At 73.0% G+C, this 15,338-nt stretch carries 17 protein-coding genes; all 17 read right to left on the bottom strand.

What is annotated here, in order from left to right; translation table 11 throughout:
- Positions 1-13: 13 nt before the first annotated feature.
- The 17 genes from EDD39_RS05285 to EDD39_RS05360 all read right to left on the bottom strand — a co-directional run bounded on the left by EDD39_RS05285 (position 14) and on the right by EDD39_RS05360 (position 15,266).
- Positions 14-292 (bottom strand): hypothetical protein, encoded by a 279-nt coding sequence (locus EDD39_RS05285; RefSeq protein WP_162869944.1) that lies wholly within the window; start codon positions 290-292, stop codon positions 14-16.
- A complete protein-coding gene (locus tag EDD39_RS39305) occupies positions 289-462 on the bottom strand; it encodes a hypothetical protein (RefSeq protein WP_159073106.1) in 174 nt (57 codons plus the stop codon). The genes EDD39_RS05285 and EDD39_RS39305 overlap by 4 nt, the downstream gene beginning before the upstream one ends.
- On the bottom strand, positions 459-1,118 hold the full coding sequence (locus tag EDD39_RS05290) for a hypothetical protein (RefSeq protein ID WP_100836994.1): 660 nt from the start codon (positions 1,116-1,118) through the stop codon (positions 459-461). Before EDD39_RS05290 ends, EDD39_RS39305 begins: the two co-directional genes overlap by 4 nt.
- Positions 1,119-1,130: 12 nt before the next feature.
- Entirely contained in the window at positions 1,131-4,544 is a 3,414-nt protein-coding gene (locus EDD39_RS05295; RefSeq protein ID WP_100836995.1) for a phage tail protein, read from the bottom strand.
- 17 nt (positions 4,545-4,561) lie between these two features.
- Positions 4,562-5,386, bottom strand: a complete 825-nt coding sequence (locus EDD39_RS05300; RefSeq protein WP_100836996.1) for a hypothetical protein — start codon at positions 5,384-5,386, stop codon at positions 4,562-4,564.
- Positions 5,386-9,180: a hypothetical protein gene (locus EDD39_RS05305; RefSeq protein WP_100836997.1), complete on the bottom strand. Its 3,795-nt coding sequence runs from the start codon at positions 9,178-9,180 to the stop codon at positions 5,386-5,388. The genes EDD39_RS05300 and EDD39_RS05305 overlap by 1 nt, the downstream gene beginning before the upstream one ends.
- Positions 9,173-9,439, bottom strand: a complete 267-nt coding sequence (locus tag EDD39_RS05310; protein WP_100836998.1) for a hypothetical protein — start codon at positions 9,437-9,439, stop codon at positions 9,173-9,175. Before EDD39_RS05310 ends, EDD39_RS05305 begins: the two co-directional genes overlap by 8 nt.
- 5 nt (positions 9,440-9,444) lie before the next feature.
- Positions 9,445-10,038 carry a hypothetical protein gene (locus EDD39_RS05315; RefSeq protein ID WP_100836999.1) on the bottom strand — a complete coding sequence of 198 codons (594 nt, stop codon included), beginning with the start codon at positions 10,036-10,038 and terminating at the stop codon, positions 9,445-9,447.
- A 185-nt stretch (positions 10,039-10,223) separates the two neighbouring features.
- Positions 10,224-11,120, bottom strand: coding sequence for an IS982 family transposase (locus EDD39_RS05320; protein WP_100836887.1), 897 nt, complete (start codon positions 11,118-11,120; stop codon positions 10,224-10,226).
- 98 nt (positions 11,121-11,218) lie between these two features.
- Positions 11,219-11,371 carry a hypothetical protein gene (locus EDD39_RS39310; RefSeq protein ID WP_162869945.1) on the bottom strand — a complete coding sequence of 51 codons (153 nt, stop codon included), beginning with the start codon at positions 11,369-11,371 and terminating at the stop codon, positions 11,219-11,221.
- A gap of 219 nt (positions 11,372-11,590) precedes the next feature.
- Complete coding sequence (locus tag EDD39_RS05330; RefSeq protein WP_100837001.1) at positions 11,591-12,136, bottom strand: hypothetical protein; 546 nt, start codon at positions 12,134-12,136, stop codon at positions 11,591-11,593.
- Between the two features lie 262 nt (positions 12,137-12,398).
- Positions 12,399-12,965, bottom strand: coding sequence for a phage tail tube protein (locus EDD39_RS05335; protein WP_148089387.1), 567 nt, complete (start codon positions 12,963-12,965; stop codon positions 12,399-12,401).
- A 119-nt stretch (positions 12,966-13,084) separates the two neighbouring features.
- Positions 13,085-13,513 carry a hypothetical protein gene (locus EDD39_RS05340; protein ID WP_100837003.1) on the bottom strand — a complete coding sequence of 143 codons (429 nt, stop codon included), beginning with the start codon at positions 13,511-13,513 and terminating at the stop codon, positions 13,085-13,087.
- Complete coding sequence (locus tag EDD39_RS05345) at positions 13,506-13,760, bottom strand: hypothetical protein (RefSeq protein ID WP_100837004.1); 255 nt, start codon at positions 13,758-13,760, stop codon at positions 13,506-13,508. The genes EDD39_RS05340 and EDD39_RS05345 overlap by 8 nt, the downstream gene beginning before the upstream one ends.
- A 107-nt stretch (positions 13,761-13,867) precedes the next feature.
- Positions 13,868-14,338, bottom strand: a complete 471-nt coding sequence (locus tag EDD39_RS05350) for a hypothetical protein (RefSeq protein WP_100837005.1) — start codon at positions 14,336-14,338, stop codon at positions 13,868-13,870.
- Positions 14,338-14,679: a hypothetical protein gene (locus EDD39_RS05355; protein WP_100837006.1), complete on the bottom strand. Its 342-nt coding sequence runs from the start codon at positions 14,677-14,679 to the stop codon at positions 14,338-14,340. Before EDD39_RS05355 ends, EDD39_RS05350 begins: the two co-directional genes overlap by 1 nt.
- The gene (locus tag EDD39_RS05360; RefSeq protein WP_100837007.1) at positions 14,679-15,266 is read right to left on the bottom strand and encodes a hypothetical protein; all 588 of its coding nucleotides are present in this window, start codon (positions 15,264-15,266) and stop codon (positions 14,679-14,681) included. Before EDD39_RS05360 ends, EDD39_RS05355 begins: the two co-directional genes overlap by 1 nt.
- Positions 15,267-15,338 lie beyond the last annotated feature (72 nt).

Genomic DNA, 15,338 nt, shown 5'->3' on the forward strand with positions numbered 1-15,338 from the left:
GTGCGGCAGGGGGTTACGGTCGCGTCGAGCCGCCCTGCAGCGAGGCGGCGGTGGCCTTCAGCGCGGCGATCTCGCGGTCCTTGTCGGCCAGGGCCCGCTGGAGGGCGGCGAGTTGGCTGTCCTTCTCCGTCTCGCGGGAGGCGCGGGCGGCGTTCTCCGTGCGGGCGAGGGCGAGGTGGGCCTGCGACTGGGCCCATGCTTCGACCAGCTGCGTGCGCAGCTGGTCGATGTACTGCTGGGCGTCGACGGTGACCTGCTCGGCGGGCGGCGTCATGGCGGCGGTTCCGTTCACTTCGTCTGCTGGTGGTCGGCGGCGGGGTCGGGGCATTGGCCGGGCCGGGCAGCGGCCCGCAGCTGCTGCACTCCGGCGCGCAGCAGCGCGGCTTCGGCGGGGGTGAGGCGGCGGCGGTCGGCGGTTCCGAGGAGGTGGTCCAGCTGCTCGGGGGTGGGGGCGTCGCTCATGCCGGCTCCTGGTCGCTGTCGCTGTCGCGGGCCTGGTCCCGCTCGGGCAGCGCAGCGTCCCACACCGGCTCGGCGAGCGTCTGCGGGTGACGGTTCGCGGCCGGGCGGTACGCCGCGGTCTGCTGCTGCTCGGCGAAGCGTCGGCGGGCCTGCTCCACGAACTCGGTCTTCTCCGCGACGCCTTCGGGGGTGATGCCGTGGTTGGCCCGGATCACCTCGAGGAGGTCGGTGTCTGCGCGTGCCGCGGCGGCTCCGGCCTTCCCGGTCGGCGCGGGAAGGGCGGCGACGGTGACGCGGGTCTGCTTGGTGTGGGCGATGCGCTCCAGGTGCGCGGCGCGGGCGCTCGCCCGGTCGGGCGCGTTGTGCAAGGTGACGGGAGCCGGGGCCGGGGCGGCCAGTCCCTTCGCCGCGGTGCTGGCCGGGGCGCTCAGGGGGTCGGGCAGGAACGGCTCGTGGAGCAGGATGTCGAGGATCTGGTCAAGGCCGTCCGGAGTGTGGTGGTCGATGTCGTACTCGGCGGCCCGCCACTCCAGCGAGGACGTCGGGAAGATGGTCAAGTGGTGCTGGCCGTCCGGGCGTTCCTGCCGGACCACCCAGCACTCCATGTCTCCCTCGACGGTCCGGGAGACGTCGATGATGCGGTACTGCTCGGGCATGGGTGCTCCTGATCAGATGCGGTAGCACCAGAAGCCGACGGAGCCTCCGGCGCTGGTGGAGGCGAGGGCGGTGGTGAAGCCGGTGGTGCTGGACGCGGTGACCTGCCAGGCGCGCACCGCGCCGCTGTCCCGGAAGGTGACGATCGGCACCATGTCGGAGACCATCGTCGGGCCGTAGCCGAGGGCCAGGGATGCCCAGCTGTTCTTCTGGACGGTGCCGGTGAACCAGCCGTAGTCGGGGTCGGCGTACCAGTAGTTGGGGAAGGTGCCCCTGTACTGGATGGCCGGGTTGTCGAGCCACAGCTCGCTGGTGCCGCCGTCGTCGTTGCGGCGGCCAAGGTTCGCACCCCAGTTCTGGGCGGTGACGTAGCCGTGGAGGGTGCCCTGCGTGAAGTAGGCGAGCGCCGCACCGTCGGCCGCGGTCATCCGGACGGTGCCGCCCCAGGTCTCCTGGGTGTCGGTGCGGATCGTCTCCAGTGCGGCCGCGGAGTCGGTCATGTAGAGCCGGTACGCGGCGGTCTGCCCGTTGGCGGTGAAGGTGCCGGAGTTGAGGCCGATGTAGGCGGCGCCGTTGCTCCCGCCGACGGCGTTGATGAAGGCGTAGTTGTTGCCGCTGCTGGGGAAGAAGCGGATCTCCGGCAGGCCGGCGACCGGGTTGATCTCGATGCGCTGGCCGCTGGTGCCACTGGCGAGGCCACCGACGAGCTTGACGTCACCGGTCGCGGCGGAGACGGCGACGGTCTTCACCCCGGCGGTGTTCCATGCCTCGATGCCGCCGGAGTTGAGCTCGACCCGCGCTCCCGAGTTGGCGGTCTTGATGCGGGCGGCCACGGTGACGTCGGCGTTGAGCTGGCCGACGGTGAGCTTGGTGGCGGAGACGGTGCCGATGTGGGCGTCCTGGATGGTCGCCAGGGCGATCTTCGCGCCGACGATCGTAGCGTCGGCGATCTGCACCGAGCCGATGATGTTCGGCGGGAACTCCAGCAACTCCAGGGTGAGCATGTCGACTTCGGTGACGGCCGTCGTGCCGCCGCCGGTGTTCAGCAGCAGCAGGGGGCGGACGTACCGCACGTCCGGGTGCAGGGTGGTGGGCCGCTGCGGATCGGGCTGGGCAGTCCAGAACGGCCCGGTGGTGGGGCCGTAGCCCTTGAGGAACCCGGTGAGGGTCACCCAGCCCGTGCCGACGGCGAGTTGGGTGGCGTTCGCGCTGACGGGGAAGGGCTGGCCGATGCGTGTGGTGCCGTCGGCGGCGACGCCGACCAGGCCGACCGTGAGGGTGCTGGGGGTGCCTGCGGTCTGCCGGACCCGCACGGACATGCGGTACAGGACGGCGGGGTCGAGCAGCAGGTTCTCCGCCCACTCCAGGCGCACGGTGCGGGTGGCGACCAGGGCCCGGCCGCCAGTGGGGGCGTCGGGGCGCGCCGCGGTCGTCCAGGCGGCATCGCTGTCGCCCGCGGTCTTGGCCCAGCGGGCGTCGTCGGTGGCGAAGCCGGTGAAGAACGAGGTCTGCAGGCTGGCGCGTTCGACGTCGGCCCACTTCCCGGCGGTGAGGATCTTGTCCGCCAGGTCGGAGCCGATCACCATGTCCGGGACGGCGGAGGCCTCGGCGGACGGCGCGGAGGCGTTGCCCGCCCGGTCGACGGCGACGAGCTTCATGTAGTAGGTGGTGCCGTAGGCCAGGCCAGTGATCGGCGCGGCTGCTGCGCCGGCCAGCCGGTCGGTGACCGTCTCCGGGTTCGGGGTGAACCCGGCCGCGGTGGAGATGTGGACTTCGACGTGGGCGAAGTCGGCGGGCATCGGCTCGCCCTGCGCGCCGAGCCCGTCCCAGGAGGCACGGATGCCGCCGATCAGCCGGGCAACGGCCGGGGCCGACGGCACAGGCGGCGGCGTGGTGTCGCTGGCGAGGACCGCCTCCTCGGACAGCCGCCAGTCGGAGGAGTTGCCGGAGGCGTCCACGGTGCGCACCCGGGCCTGGAGGCGCTGCCCGGCCGGGAGCTGGTCGTAGTGGGCGATCGTGCCGTGCACGGTCTGCTCCGGGGACCACTGCGGATCCTCACCGCCCAGCGGCAGGCCGGGCAGCAGGTAGGAGACGAGGTACGCGCCGGCGTCGTCGTACGCGGTGCCGTCGGCGTTGTGGGTCACCTCGGGCCAGGAGACGGCGAGCGCGGCGTGCTGCTGGCCGTCCGCGTCCAGGTAGGCCCAGGAGCCGAGCAGCACCGCGGCGGGCCGGTCGGGGGCGACGGTGTCGTTGCGGTCGCCGAGCGGCGGCAGCGGCGTGCGGGAGGCGGTCGCGGAGCCGTTGGTGAGCGCGTCGAGTTGCCGCTGCACCCGGATGCGCTGCTCCACGAACAGGTCGTTGAGCTCCAGGCTGACGCCGGGCTGCCCGGAGGCGTCGTACGTGGTGGCGATGGTGCGCACCCGCAGCGGCTCCAGCTCGGTGGGGCTCAGCCGCCGCTGGTCGTAGCGCAGGTAGTGCCCGGCAGGGGGAAGGCGGTCCTGGCCGTCTCCGGCTCGGGGGTCGAGTTCGACGGTGAAGCCCTCGGCGGCGGCGGCCATGCCGCCGAGGGTGACCCGGGCCAGTTCGGCGAGGGTCTGGGCGTCGGTGATGCCGCCGCGCCCGTCGAAGGCCTCCCGGCGGCCGTACCGGGCGGCCGCGGTCGGGTTGACGACCTCGGCGAGGTTGCCGCCGTCGCCCGCGGCCAGCAGGTAGGAGCGCACCTGGCGGCGGGAGCGCTGCCGGGGGCCCTTGAGGACGTCCCGGCCCAGGTACAGCACCACGTCCGGGTGGTCGACGGCGCACGCGGTGTCGGGCACGTAGGCGCGCAGCCGGTAGCCGTCCATCCGCACGTCCGCCCACCCGGCGTCCGTGATCGACTGCACGGTCTTCAGCAGGTCTCCGCCGGCGTCGTACTGCACGGTGTAGGTGGTGGGCCAGGGCTGCCCGGCGCTGTCCACGCTGCTGGTGAAGTCCCACTCGATCTCGGGGAGGGCGCCGCGTTCCTGGGCGCGCTGCAGCAGCGTGGAGATGATCGCGCCGGGGGTGGCGTTGGCGAACGGGAAGTGCGCGTCGAGGCCGGTGACGGGCTGGCCGGCGCTGTGGCCGACGGGGTAGATGATCGCGCGCTCCAGCAGGGCGAGAGCCCCGCGGCAGCCGACCTGGATCGGGCGGGCTGCGCCGGCGTCGTCGGCGGGGTCGTCGCCGTCGTCCTCCAGCAGGTACCGCTCGGGCTGCTCCACGCCGTCGACGACGAGGCAGATACGGGGGTCATCGCCGGACAGCAGGGCCGCGCCGATGGCGTTGCGTGGGTAGGTGAAGCTCAGCGCGCCGGGGCCGTTGTGCTCGGCCTGGGTCTTCACGTCGGCGGGGTACGGCAGGAGCCCGAGCAGGGTGCCGCTCGGGCTCAGGGCTCGCAGGTGGACGGCCACGGTGGTCTTCTCCCGGGTCAGGTCAGGTAGGCGCGGCGGCCGGTGACGGCGAGCTGGGTGGTGGGGCCCGGGTTGGTGCCGGTCAGGCGGACGCTCGGGGCGGTGCCGGGCAGGCCGGGGGCCAGGCGCAGGAAGGCGGGGCCGGTGTTGGTCAGGCGGCCGGGGTTGGGGACGAGGCCGCCGCTGCCGGTCAGCTGCCAGGTGGCGGCGTCCACGGTCAGGGCCTGTCCGGCGGGGATCTGCCCGGTGTAGGTGAAGGAGTCGCCGGTCCCGTCGGTGGTGTCGGTGACGGTCGGGGCGGTGATCGGCCCGGTGATGCGGTAGGCGAGCTGCTCCATCGGGGCGGTGGCGTCCGCGAACGGTTCCAGGTCGAGGTCCTGCGGGAGCGGCGTGCCGGGGGCGGTGGCCTCGAACGCCACATCGGCGGACTCCCAGTAGCCGGAGGGCACGTTGACCTCCAGGCTGATGCGCATGCCGCTCTGGCCGAGCGGGGTCGGGGTGAGCGCGGAGAGCACTTCGCCCTGGCAGCGGCGGACCTGCCCAGCCGCGGTGTGCCGCTCGAAGGTGAGCAGCCGGTGCGGACGGGCGACGGCGCGCAGCAGGTCCTCCCACGCGGCGTCGACGTCCTGCCAGCGGCCGCCGGCGGGCGCCAGCCACAGGGCGAGGGTGAACTTCCCGGGGCCGTGGTGCTTGGGCCGCCACAGCTCGCCGATCCGGTTGGGCACGGTGGCGTTCGCGCCGACGACCGCGGGGGTCGCGGTTAGCCCGGCCCGGTACTCGACGTCGCGGACCAGGCCGTCGGTGAGGTCGTAGCCGTCCACCAGCCAGCGTTCGAAGGCCATCAGGCGCTCTCCTTGTCGAACAGGCCGAAGCTGGCGAGGGCCCGCAGCCGGTTGTTGACGGTCTCCCCCGGCGTCTCGGGCAGCGGGTTGGTGATGTACTGCACGATCGCGCCGGGCGAGATGACGGTGCCGATGCGCTGGCCCTGGTCGGCGTCGGCGAGTTGCCCGCGGGCGGCGTTGAGGGCGGTGACGGCCGGGCTGCCGCCGAGGCCACGCACGGCCTGAGGAGTCAGGACGCCTTCGCCGGGCGAAAGGCGCGCCAGGGCGCTGTCCTGGCCGGGCGCGTAGCCGGGCACGACGCCGCCGGTGGAGTAGCCGCGGACGAACGCGAGCACCCCGTCGACGGCCCGGTTGACCATGCCGCGCATCATGGCGGCCCACCGGGTGTCGGGCATCCAGTTGAACATCGACCGGACGGGGGCGAGGGCCTTGCCGAGGGCGCTGGTGGCCCAGCCGCGCAGCTTGTCGAGCCCGGCGTCGACCAGGCCGCCGAGGCCGAAGCCCTCGACGGGCGCGCCGGCCTGCGACAGGCGTCCGGCGCGGGCGGCATCGTTCAGGGCGCTGATGCCGCCTTCGCCGCCGAGCTGCCGCACGGCCTGCGGGATGAGGATGCCCTCCCCCGGGGAGAGCATCGCGGGTACGGTGTCGCGACCCGGGGCGTAGCCGGGGACGACGCCGCCGCGGGCGAAGTTGACGGTGAAGCTCGGCAGCTTGCTCAGGCCGAAGTTGTCGGCGAGGGCGTTCCACAGGCGCCGGATGCCGCCGTCGTAGACGATGTTGACCCAGAACTTGATGGGTGCGCCGAAGACCGTCGTCAGGATCGGCCACAGCCACTTGATGAAGTCGACCAGGCCGTTGAGGGCGAACTTCGCTCCTTCGACCAGCCCGCCGATCGCGGCGTTGACGACGGAGCGGAACCACTCCGACTTCTGGTACGCCGTGACGAACGCGACGACCAGCGCGGCGATCGCCGTGATGATCAACATCAGCGGGTTCGCCGACAGGGCGAGCATGGCCACGCGCAGCGCGGAGACCGCGTTCGAGACGGCCATGATCCCGCCGGCCACACCAGCGACCATCAGCAGCGCGGAGACGAACTCGCCCATGCCAGGGATCGACAGCAGCAGCTGCACGGTCGAGGCGACGGCCTGGAGGACCAGCAGGAACCCAGACAGGGTGTTGCCCAGGCCGCCGAGCTGGGAGGCGATCCCGGCGATCGAGGTCAGCAGCCCGAGGAGCTGCCCCCACAGCTGGCCGTTGCCGAGCGCCCCGGCGAGCTGGACGACGACGGGCAGGAAGTCGGTCCGCAGCCGGGCGAGCAGCGGGGCGAGTGCCGGGTTGTTGGTGAAGTTGAACCAGGCGAGGCCGACCGCGGCCGCGAGCCGTCCGATCTCCTGGAGGACCGGGACGGTGTTGGCGAAGTACCCGGCGAGCTTGGACTGGTTCTCGCTCTCGCCGGTCAGCTGCCGGAAGGCGCTGGCCGCGCCGGACAGCGAGTCGAGGAGCTGCTGCCCGGCCGGGGCGGCGGCCCGCCCGACGTTGTACAGGCCGAGGCCGATGTCCCGCAGGATGCCCCACAGCTGCGCGCCGGTGTCGCCCGCCCGTTGGAAGAACGCGCCGAGCTGCCCGCCGTCGCGCCGCGCCTGGATGAACGCGGCGGCCAGCGCCATGCCGCGCTCCGCGCCGCCGGCCAGCCGCTCCAGCAGCGGACCGGCCGCCACCGTGATGTTGCGCAGCGCGTCGGCCGCGCTCAGCCCGGCGTTGGCGACCGAGCCGACGACCCGGGCGTTGGTGTCGCCGATCTGCGCCAGGTCCGCGCGCCACGGACCGGAGGTCGCCATCTCGGCGCCCCGCAGCGCGGCCTCGCCGAGGACCTGCCCGGTCTGCCGGATCGCCGAGTCGAAGATCGGCAGCAGGGACAGGCCCCGACTGATCCCCTTCTCCAGCGGGGGCAGCAGCGCCTCCTGCGCGGTGTCCCGCAGCCCGCGCAGCGCGGGCTGCACCGTGCCGGAGATGAACCGGGCGAAGCGCTGCCCGGCCGGGGAGAGCGCGTTGAGGGCCTTCTCGGCGGCGCTGGCGGCGCTGCTGGTGGAGGCCAGTGCCTGGTTCTGGTCCCGCAGCGCGCGGGCGACGTCCCGCTGCGCGTCGGCTACTTGCTCGGCGGAACGTTTCTGCTGGAGGCCGGATTCGCGGACCGTGCGGTCCAGCTCGGTGTGCGCGTCCTGGACGTCGCGCACCGCCTGGACCCGGGCGCGGGCGGCCTGCTCCTCGGCGTCCTGGACGCCACGCACCGCGTCCTGCTCGGACTCCTGCGCGCGGGCCAGTTGCTCCTTCGCGGAGACGACCTGGTCGCTGCCCTCGACGCCCTGCTCGTTGGCCTTCTGGACGTCCTGGGCGAGCCGGGCGTTGCGAACCCGGACGTCTTCGAGCTGGTTAACCGCCTCCTGGTAAGAGATCTGCGCTTCCCGCCGGTCCGTCTCCGAAGCGAACGGGCTGACGTTGACCTGGTTGAGCCGGGAGCGGGCCTGCTCCAGCGCCAGCAGCGCCTTCTGCTCCTCCAGCGGCCCCCGGGCCGCGTCCCGGTTCAGGTCCTCCAGGGTGCGCTGGGCGTCCTGCCGGGCACCATTGAGCGCTTCCTGCGCCTGCGCGGCGGCCTGGTGCGCGCGGGCAACCCCGAGTTCGGCCGACGCCAACTGCCGGTCGGCGGCGGCGACCGACGCGGCGGCCTGCTGCTCGACGTCGGCCAGGCGGCGGCGGGCCTGCGCGACCTGCTCGGCCCCGCGCAGCGCCTGCTCGTCGCTGTCGCGCTGCGCGGTGACCAGGCGGCGCTGAGCATCGGCCACCCGGTCGGCGGCGGCCTGCCGGGCCTGCCCGGCAGCCGACGACGCACCGGCAGATTCGGTGTCCGCCTGGCCGAGCGCCTTGACCGCGGCACCGATCCCGGAGAACGCGGCCAGGATCGTGCCCGCGCCCTGGGCGGCGGCGCTCATCGCGCCCGGCAGCGCGCCGATCAGCCCGACCGCGGGCGCGGCCGCCGACCCGAGAGCGAACAGCCCGCCGGCGGCCTGGGTGAGGGCCTGTCCGAGCGCCAGGGCGCCGGAGGCCATCGCGGGCAGCCGGGCCAGCCCGGCGATCGTGGAGCCCAGGCCCTCCGCCGCCTGCAGCAGCCCGCCGCCGGCCTCCCCCGCCGCCCCGGCAGCGGAGCCGCGGGCGTTGAGGGGGACGTCCACCGGCCGGGACGCGGCCGTACGGAACGCGGCCAGCCGAGTGGTCGCGGCGGCCGTGTCCAGCTCGACCTTGACCTTGACCCGCAGGCCGACAAGGGCGTCCCGCACCTGGGCGCGCAGACTCGCCGCGTCGACGTCGACGCCGAGGCGGACGCGGGCGGACTCGGCGATCGCCCGGACGCGCTCCTTGACGCCGTCGGCGTCCAGCAGCGCCAGGAACCGCAGGTACGCGACGCCCCGGGTCTCCTCCCGGATCTTGGCGTTGAGGCCGTCGGCGTCGAAGTCGGCGGCGACCTGCACCCGGGCCTTGACCGCATTGACGGCGGTCTGGACCCGCTGGCGCAGGCCGGAGGTGTCGGCCTCGACCGCGACCTTGATGTGGGCCCGGACGGAGCCCGCGGCGGCCTCGACCCGCTCGCGCAGCCCGGAGGCGTCCGGCTCCAAGCGGATGCGGGCCCGCAGGTTGCGGGTGGCCGCATCGACGCGGGCCTTCGCGTCCGTCCCGAAGCCGCCCGAGTCGGCGACGACCTCGACAACGAGGCGGCCGGAGTCGATCTCGTCAGCCACGGCGGACCGCCTTCCCGCTGCGGCGCAGCACGCCGACCGCGCGGGCCATGCCCTGCTCGTCGCCGCCGCGCTCGCGGGCTGCGGCCTTCAGGTGGGCGGGGCGGGGCAGCTCGACCGGCTTGAGCAGACGGCGGTCGGCGGCGAACACCGACACCATCTCGACCAGCTGCGCCAGCAGCTCCTGCGTCAGCCCCCACCGGTCGGTGCCGGCGTCGGCGGCGGGGCGGCGCAGCAGCGCGTCGGCGGGCAGCCCCCGCATCAGCGTCAGGAGGCGGCGGGTGCCGAGGAATCCAGCGTCACCGGGACGCCGCCAGGCACCGCGGGCGTCGATCCGGTAGTACCGCTGGAAGTCGGCTTCGAGGTCGTCCCACCGCTCGAAGGCGAGCCGGACGGCCCCATGAGTTCCCCCAGGCCGGCACCGCCCGAGAAGTACTTCGCCGACAGGGCGCGCACCAGCTCGAAGACGTCCGTGTGGCTGGGGCGCTGCTCCATCAGCCGGGCGAAGCCGTCCTCGCCGAGCAGGCGGCGGCCCATCTCCGCAGCCGCGGCGAGCAGGTCGGACGGCAGGGTCGGCTCGGAGCCGAGCACGTCCACGATCAGGCTCGCGGCCTGGGTCTGCTGCTCGCCCTGCGACTGCGCGGCCTCCACCAGCGAGCGCAGCAGCAGCGGCAGGTACGGGATGCCGATCAGCGGCTCCCACACCGCGAGCGGCAGCTCGGCCGGGAGCACAGCCACGGTGACGCCGCCGAAGATGATCGGCTCCTCGCCGACGGTGTACTCGGCCTTCGCCGCCTGGGCCTTCTCGGCAGCGGTCGCAAGCCGGCGGCGGCGCGCGGCGTCCAGGTCGATCCCGGCCATGTCGGCTCCTCGGTCTGTCGGCAACGGAACGCCGCAGACCGTAGGAGGCAGTGGTGGTTAGCGTCGCGCCCAGCACCGGGTGCAGGGAGCAGCCCGGTGCTGGTGGAGACCGTCACCAGCTCAGGAAAGGCCACCGGCATGCCGGTGGCCCCTCCTCCGGGCTAGACGAGTAGTTCCGAAGTGGGTCAGTGGTCGTAGGCGATGAGTGATCGGGTGACGGGGTGGCCGATGGCCCGGTTGTGCCAGATCGCGCAGGTCATGGCCAGCAGTCGCTGGCCGATGCGGGCACCGACGCCTTCGATGGTGCGGCCGCCGTGCTGTTCGAGTCCGAGTTGTCCTTTGAGGGTGTCGTTGACGGACTCGATCAGCTGGCGGACGGATTTCAGCAGTTCCTCGCCGTGGCGTGGGGTTCGGTTACGGTAGGACGGCCGCAGCAGCTGAGCCCCGAACTGTTCCAGGAAGCGGTCGAGTTCCGCGGAGACGTAGCCCTTGTCGGCGAGGATCAGCAGGCCGGGGCGCTCGCGTACGAGGTCGGGTTCTGTCTCGACGAGCGCGGCCAGCACCTCGCGCTCGTCGACTTTCGGGCTGGCCAGGGCCCAGGTGACGGGCAGTCCGGCCGGGGTGCAGACCAGGTGCAGTTTCAGGCCCCAGAACCAGCGTGAGTGCGAGCGGCTGTAGCCGTAGCCGGCCCATCCGGCGAGGGCCGAGCGGCGTGCGGTGTCTCGGGAGCGGCCGCACTCGACGGGTGTGGAGTCGGTGATCCATACCGGGTCGGCCCACAGGTCGGTCGCCTGGGCCAGGTCGCGGATCGCCTGCTGGAGCAACGGGCGCGCGGCGCGCAGGCGCTTGTTGTAGCCGGGGCGTTCGGGCAGGTGGGGGAACATGCCGAGCAGATGGGCCCGGGCGAAGCGGATCCAGCGGGCCTCGGAGTGAAAGCCCAGCAGGGCCTGGGCGACAGCCAGGCAGAGAAGCTCGGAGTCCGTCAGCCGCGGCGGGCGACCCAACCATCGCGTTCGGGGCAGATGATCATCGATCCGCACGTAGAGTGCCGTCAGGAGGGTGTCCAGCTCTTCGGTCGTCACAACCCGAATGCTGGACACCCTCCCTTCACGTCCGAAGCAGAACCAGGAAACCCAACCCACTTCGGAACTACTCGTCTAGGTGGCGCCTGACGCGATGGTCAGGCGCGTCGGGCCCTCCACCACTCCCCGACGATCACGAACAGGGAGACCTCGGCCGTCAACAGCATGACCTCCTTGGCCGTGAAGCTGCCGACGGTCCCGCACACGAGGGCGCCGAGGACGACCGCCGACAACCCGTCGGCCGTACTCACCTGCTGGATTGCCCGGACGATCCGGCCTCGGACGACCGGCTCGGCAGACCGGTCGTGGTCCTTTTCGGGGCCACGCGTGATAATGCTCATCGGTACCTTTCTGACTCGATCAGGTTGGTGCTGGAACCGCCGTCCCCCGCGATTGGCCCTAGGAAGCACTGCGGGGGTACGGCGGAGTCTCATCTGCGAAGCTCCAACATCGACTTGGCGGTGCTCAGATCACTGCCGGATGTCTTGGGTCGCGTAGCCCCAGACGTCCCGGAAAGCCTGCTTCGCACCGGCAAGGAACTGGTCGCTTCGGTCGGGGCACTCTTCTTCGCCGCCGTCGTTCATCTCACCGGGGAATGCCGCGCAGAGGGCCTGGTACCACTCGACAGGCCAGCTGGCACCTCGGCATGCCCTGTTCATCTCCCGCTCAGCGTCGAGGTCCGGGTGGTTCTTCATGCGCCACTGGATATTCAAGACGTAGGTCAGGTGGTACTTACGCCGGTTGAGCCAGACCAGCCAATCCCAAGGCGCCTGCTTAGCGAGCTCAAGGCCCACTCGGTAGCCTTCCTCGTAGTCTTCCCGGGCCGCAGCCCGGAGCCGTTCACCGACAACCGCAAGGCCGGCCTCGGCCCAGTCCGGCCGGTGAGGCTCGTTCTCCCTGCTCGCGGTGAGAACGGTCAGGCTCCGTTGCACGAGCTGACTCGGGGTGTCCCCCGGGTGGAGCGTCTGTGCCTGCCCAAGAAGTGCATCCGGAACGGAGACCGATAGCTTCGCCATGCACGCATCGTATCTACATACTCACTCAACTTCCAATTCCCATAGGATTTTTCCTACCTGATGGGTAGGTCAGGTGGCTTGAACTGGGAGGAACTGGCCGCAACGCGAACGCAGCGATGCCCCGTCCGGGGGGGATCGGACGGGGCATCGCGGGTGTGGTCGGCCCCGAGGGAGGGGGCGGTAGGGCCGACCGACGTGATCCACAGTATGCGGACCGCAAACCGATGGGCACAGCCTCAACTGCGCTGGCCGGGAGGGGTTTTCAGGCTGCCGGGGCAAAGCCGGGGTCGTCGGTCAGGTCGTACCACGGGTCGGTGGACTCGCCGCCGATGATGGCGAGCTCCAGGGGCAGCGTGGACTCGGCGTCGTCCGGGAACTTCTGGTTCACCGCCGCGACCTGCTCACACAGCGGCACGATCCGGCGGTAGTGCTTGGAGCCGTCGATCAGCTCCACCACTGCGGCGAACTGCTTGCGCCCGCCGACCTTCGGCGGGGTGTACCGGTAGAAGGTCTTGGCGTCCTGGGTGACGGTGGTGACCTCGCCGCCGCCGTACACGGCGCAGATGTTGTTGGCGTTCCACTCCTGCAGCTCGACCTTGACCGTCGCCGCGTCCTCGGTCTGGATGGTGCGCGCCGCGTACCGCAGCTGGTGCGAGCGGAGCTTCTCGAACTTCGGGTCGGTGTTCCACTCCAGCGAGCCGGGCTTGAACAGCCCGGCCTCCTTCCACCCGGTGGGCATGGCCACCAACGGGTCCGCCGGCGCGACCGTACCCGGCACCGCCAGGTACAGACGGGCCATCTGCGCGACGAACATGCTCTCTGCGGGCACGGCCGGTCCTCCTTGATGCGGGCCATCAACGACGGACCGGACCGTAGGCCGGGCAGGTCAGTAGCGTCGCCCCGGGCGGCGCGCGTGGGGCTGTCGCAGAACTCGCACAACCCGCCCGGTCACCGGGGCGCGGGGTGGGCGGTGACGGCCACGACAACCAGGTACCGGCCCTGGCCGGTCGGCTCCGGCAGCCACCCGCCGGCCGACAGCGCCCGCACCGCGGTCACCACCGGCCGCCCCGGCACGGCCTGCTGCCCGGCCAGCTCGTGCAGCGCCTTCACGGCCACCGTGAACGCCTTCCGCAGCTCCGGCCGGGGCGTGGAGCGGTCCAGGTCCCCGAGCGCTTCGACTTGGAGGTGGAAGGTGGCGGTCCAGCGCCACCCGGGGGCGGAGCCGCCCGGTACCTGGGTGATGCGGATACGCGGGTAGGGCGGGGTGTTGCGGGCGCCGACCCGGCCGGGGCCGCCGAGGGCCCCGGTCAGCTCGGCGTGGCCGGAGAGCCAGGTGACGGCCAGCTCCTCCGGGTCCAGGGAGCCCAGGTCACTCACTCGCCCGGCCCGCCGCCTTGTTCGCCGGCGGCTTGGCCATCGACGGCTTGCGCTCGGCGGCCGTGGCGAGGGCCTTCGCCACGGCCTCCGGGTCGTTGGGGTCCACCCCGGCGACGTACCCGGCGGTGATGAGCTTGCGGGCCTCGTGGGTCGGCACGTCAATCTCGTCGCCGGGCAGCAGCTGCGCGCCGTCCCGGTCGAAGTGGTGGGCGAGGGTGATGCGGACGGTGCCGGGTGCGGCGGCCATGTCGACTCCTTCGAGCGGTTGGGGTGACCGGGCGAAGGAAAGCAGGCGTGGCGGCTACCGTCCCGCCGTAGAGCGGTCCGGCCGCCCCGGTGGCGGGGGCGGCGGGTTCACCGGTGCCGGTTGGCGACCTCGGAGGCGGCGGCGCCCATGAAGTGGCTGCCGTCGCCGTGTGCGTACTCGGCCTCGGCGGCCCGCGGGTAGTCGCAGGTGACGGTGGCGCGTACGCGCGTGCCGGAGGTGGCGGCCTTGCCCGCCGTGATGGTGGCGGCGACGGCTTCCGGGTCCTCGGTGACGGTGCAGCGGCACCCGGCGGTCTCCTCGACCGGGCCGTCCGGGTCGCGGGGGCGGTCGAGCGTCGTGTTGCCGACCGAGAACGGCAGCGGGGCGGGCACGGTCTGCCCGTCGGCGGCCTGGTGGCTGGGCCGGGCGTTGCCGTCCTCCTGGGTGTGCCAGGTCTTCGCCGCGGGCGCGCGCCTGCGGGCTTCCTCCGCGACTTCCTCGGCGAGGCGTTCGGTGTGGCGGCGCAGCAGCGGGGCGAGCCGTTCGGCGATGTCGGCGGGCAGCTCAAGGCGGGCCATCAGGGGTGTCCTTCTGCTCGGGTTCCGCCAGCCTGGCGGGATCGGGCGGTCACCCGGACGTAGGCCAGGGCCGGGTCGGCGGCGTGCACCAGGTCGTCGGCGGCGGTGACCGTCCACTCCTTGCCGGTGGCCGGCTCCACCACCAGGTCCCCGACCAGCAGGGTGCCGGCCTGCGGGTCGAGCGCCAGGTGCCAGGTGCCGTCCGGCTGGGGGAGGGCGCGGCCGGGCCACGGGCCCCGCAGCGGGCCGGGCGGCCCGGTCACCTCCGCTCCGTGGGCATCGAGGCCGGGAGCGCCCCGGGTGCGCACGCCGAGCTGGCGGTCGGCCAGCAGCACGCCCATCACGGCCCGCCCGGGACGGTCAGGCCGGGCGGATTCGGCCGGACCGGGTCCTGGTAGACCCGGCGTCCGCGCAGCCGCCACCGGTCCGTAGTCGCAAGGTCGGGTGGGGCGAGCAGTACCGGCGGCTCGGCCGCGGTGTCGTAGGTGACCGACTGGCCCTCCACCGAGGCGGAGGCGATGCGGCGCTGCCGGAGCGGCGCGTCGGCGAGTAGGGGGTGGTGGCAGGCCGTCGCCCGGACCCACAGGCGCAGCGGCGCGGTCTCCGGGTCGGTGCTGGCGTCGATCCCCGCGATGTAGGTGACGGTGTAGGTCGGCGTTCCGAACGAGGGGGTGGGCAGCGAGGTCGCGTCGGGCACGGCGGAGATGACCGTGATGACGGGGGCGTGGCTGAGGATCCATCCGCTGGTACTGGCCCGGATGCCGCTCTCGGTGTACTGGACGGGCAGCAGCGGTCGGCCGAGGTGCGCGACGAGGGTCTCCTGCGCGTCCTCAACCGCGGTCTCGACGCGCTGCCGAACCTCATCGGCCAGCGGGACGGGCAGGCCGAGGCGGCGGGCGACCTCCTCGGCCGTGACGATCAGCTCCACCGTGTCCTCCTCGCGCGGCTTGGCGGCGGGGAGGACGGTAGGCGGCAGCTGGGCTTGTGTCGCTACCAGCTT

Origin of the sequence: Kitasatospora cineracea, from assembly GCF_003751605.1 — a bacterium.
Taxonomy (GTDB): domain Bacteria; phylum Actinomycetota; class Actinomycetes; order Streptomycetales; family Streptomycetaceae; genus Kitasatospora; species Kitasatospora cineracea.

Coding starts and splice junctions, on each gene's coding strand:
- EDD39_RS39305 (WP_159073106.1), bottom strand. CDS start 462: ATGAGCGACGCCCCCACCCCCGAGCAGCTGGACCACCTCCTCGGAACC.
- EDD39_RS05290 (WP_100836994.1), bottom strand. CDS start 1,118: ATGCCCGAGCAGTACCGCATCATCGACGTCTCCCGGACCGTCGAGGGA.
- EDD39_RS05300 (WP_100836996.1), bottom strand. CDS start 5,386: ATGGCCTTCGAACGCTGGCTGGTGGACGGCTACGACCTCACCGACGGC.
- EDD39_RS05310 (WP_100836998.1), bottom strand. CDS start 9,439: ATGCGGGGGCTGCCCGCCGACGCGCTGCTGCGCCGCCCCGCCGCCGAC.
- EDD39_RS05315 (WP_100836999.1), bottom strand. CDS start 10,038: ATGGCCGGGATCGACCTGGACGCCGCGCGCCGCCGCCGGCTTGCGACC.
- EDD39_RS05330 (WP_100837001.1), bottom strand. CDS start 12,136: ATGGCGAAGCTATCGGTCTCCGTTCCGGATGCACTTCTTGGGCAGGCA.
- EDD39_RS05345 (WP_100837004.1), bottom strand. CDS start 13,760: ATGGCCGCCGCACCCGGCACCGTCCGCATCACCCTCGCCCACCACTTC.
- EDD39_RS05350 (WP_100837005.1), bottom strand. CDS start 14,338: ATGGCCCGCCTTGAGCTGCCCGCCGACATCGCCGAACGGCTCGCCCCG.
- EDD39_RS05355 (WP_100837006.1), bottom strand. CDS start 14,679: ATGGGCGTGCTGCTGGCCGACCGCCAGCTCGGCGTGCGCACCCGGGGC.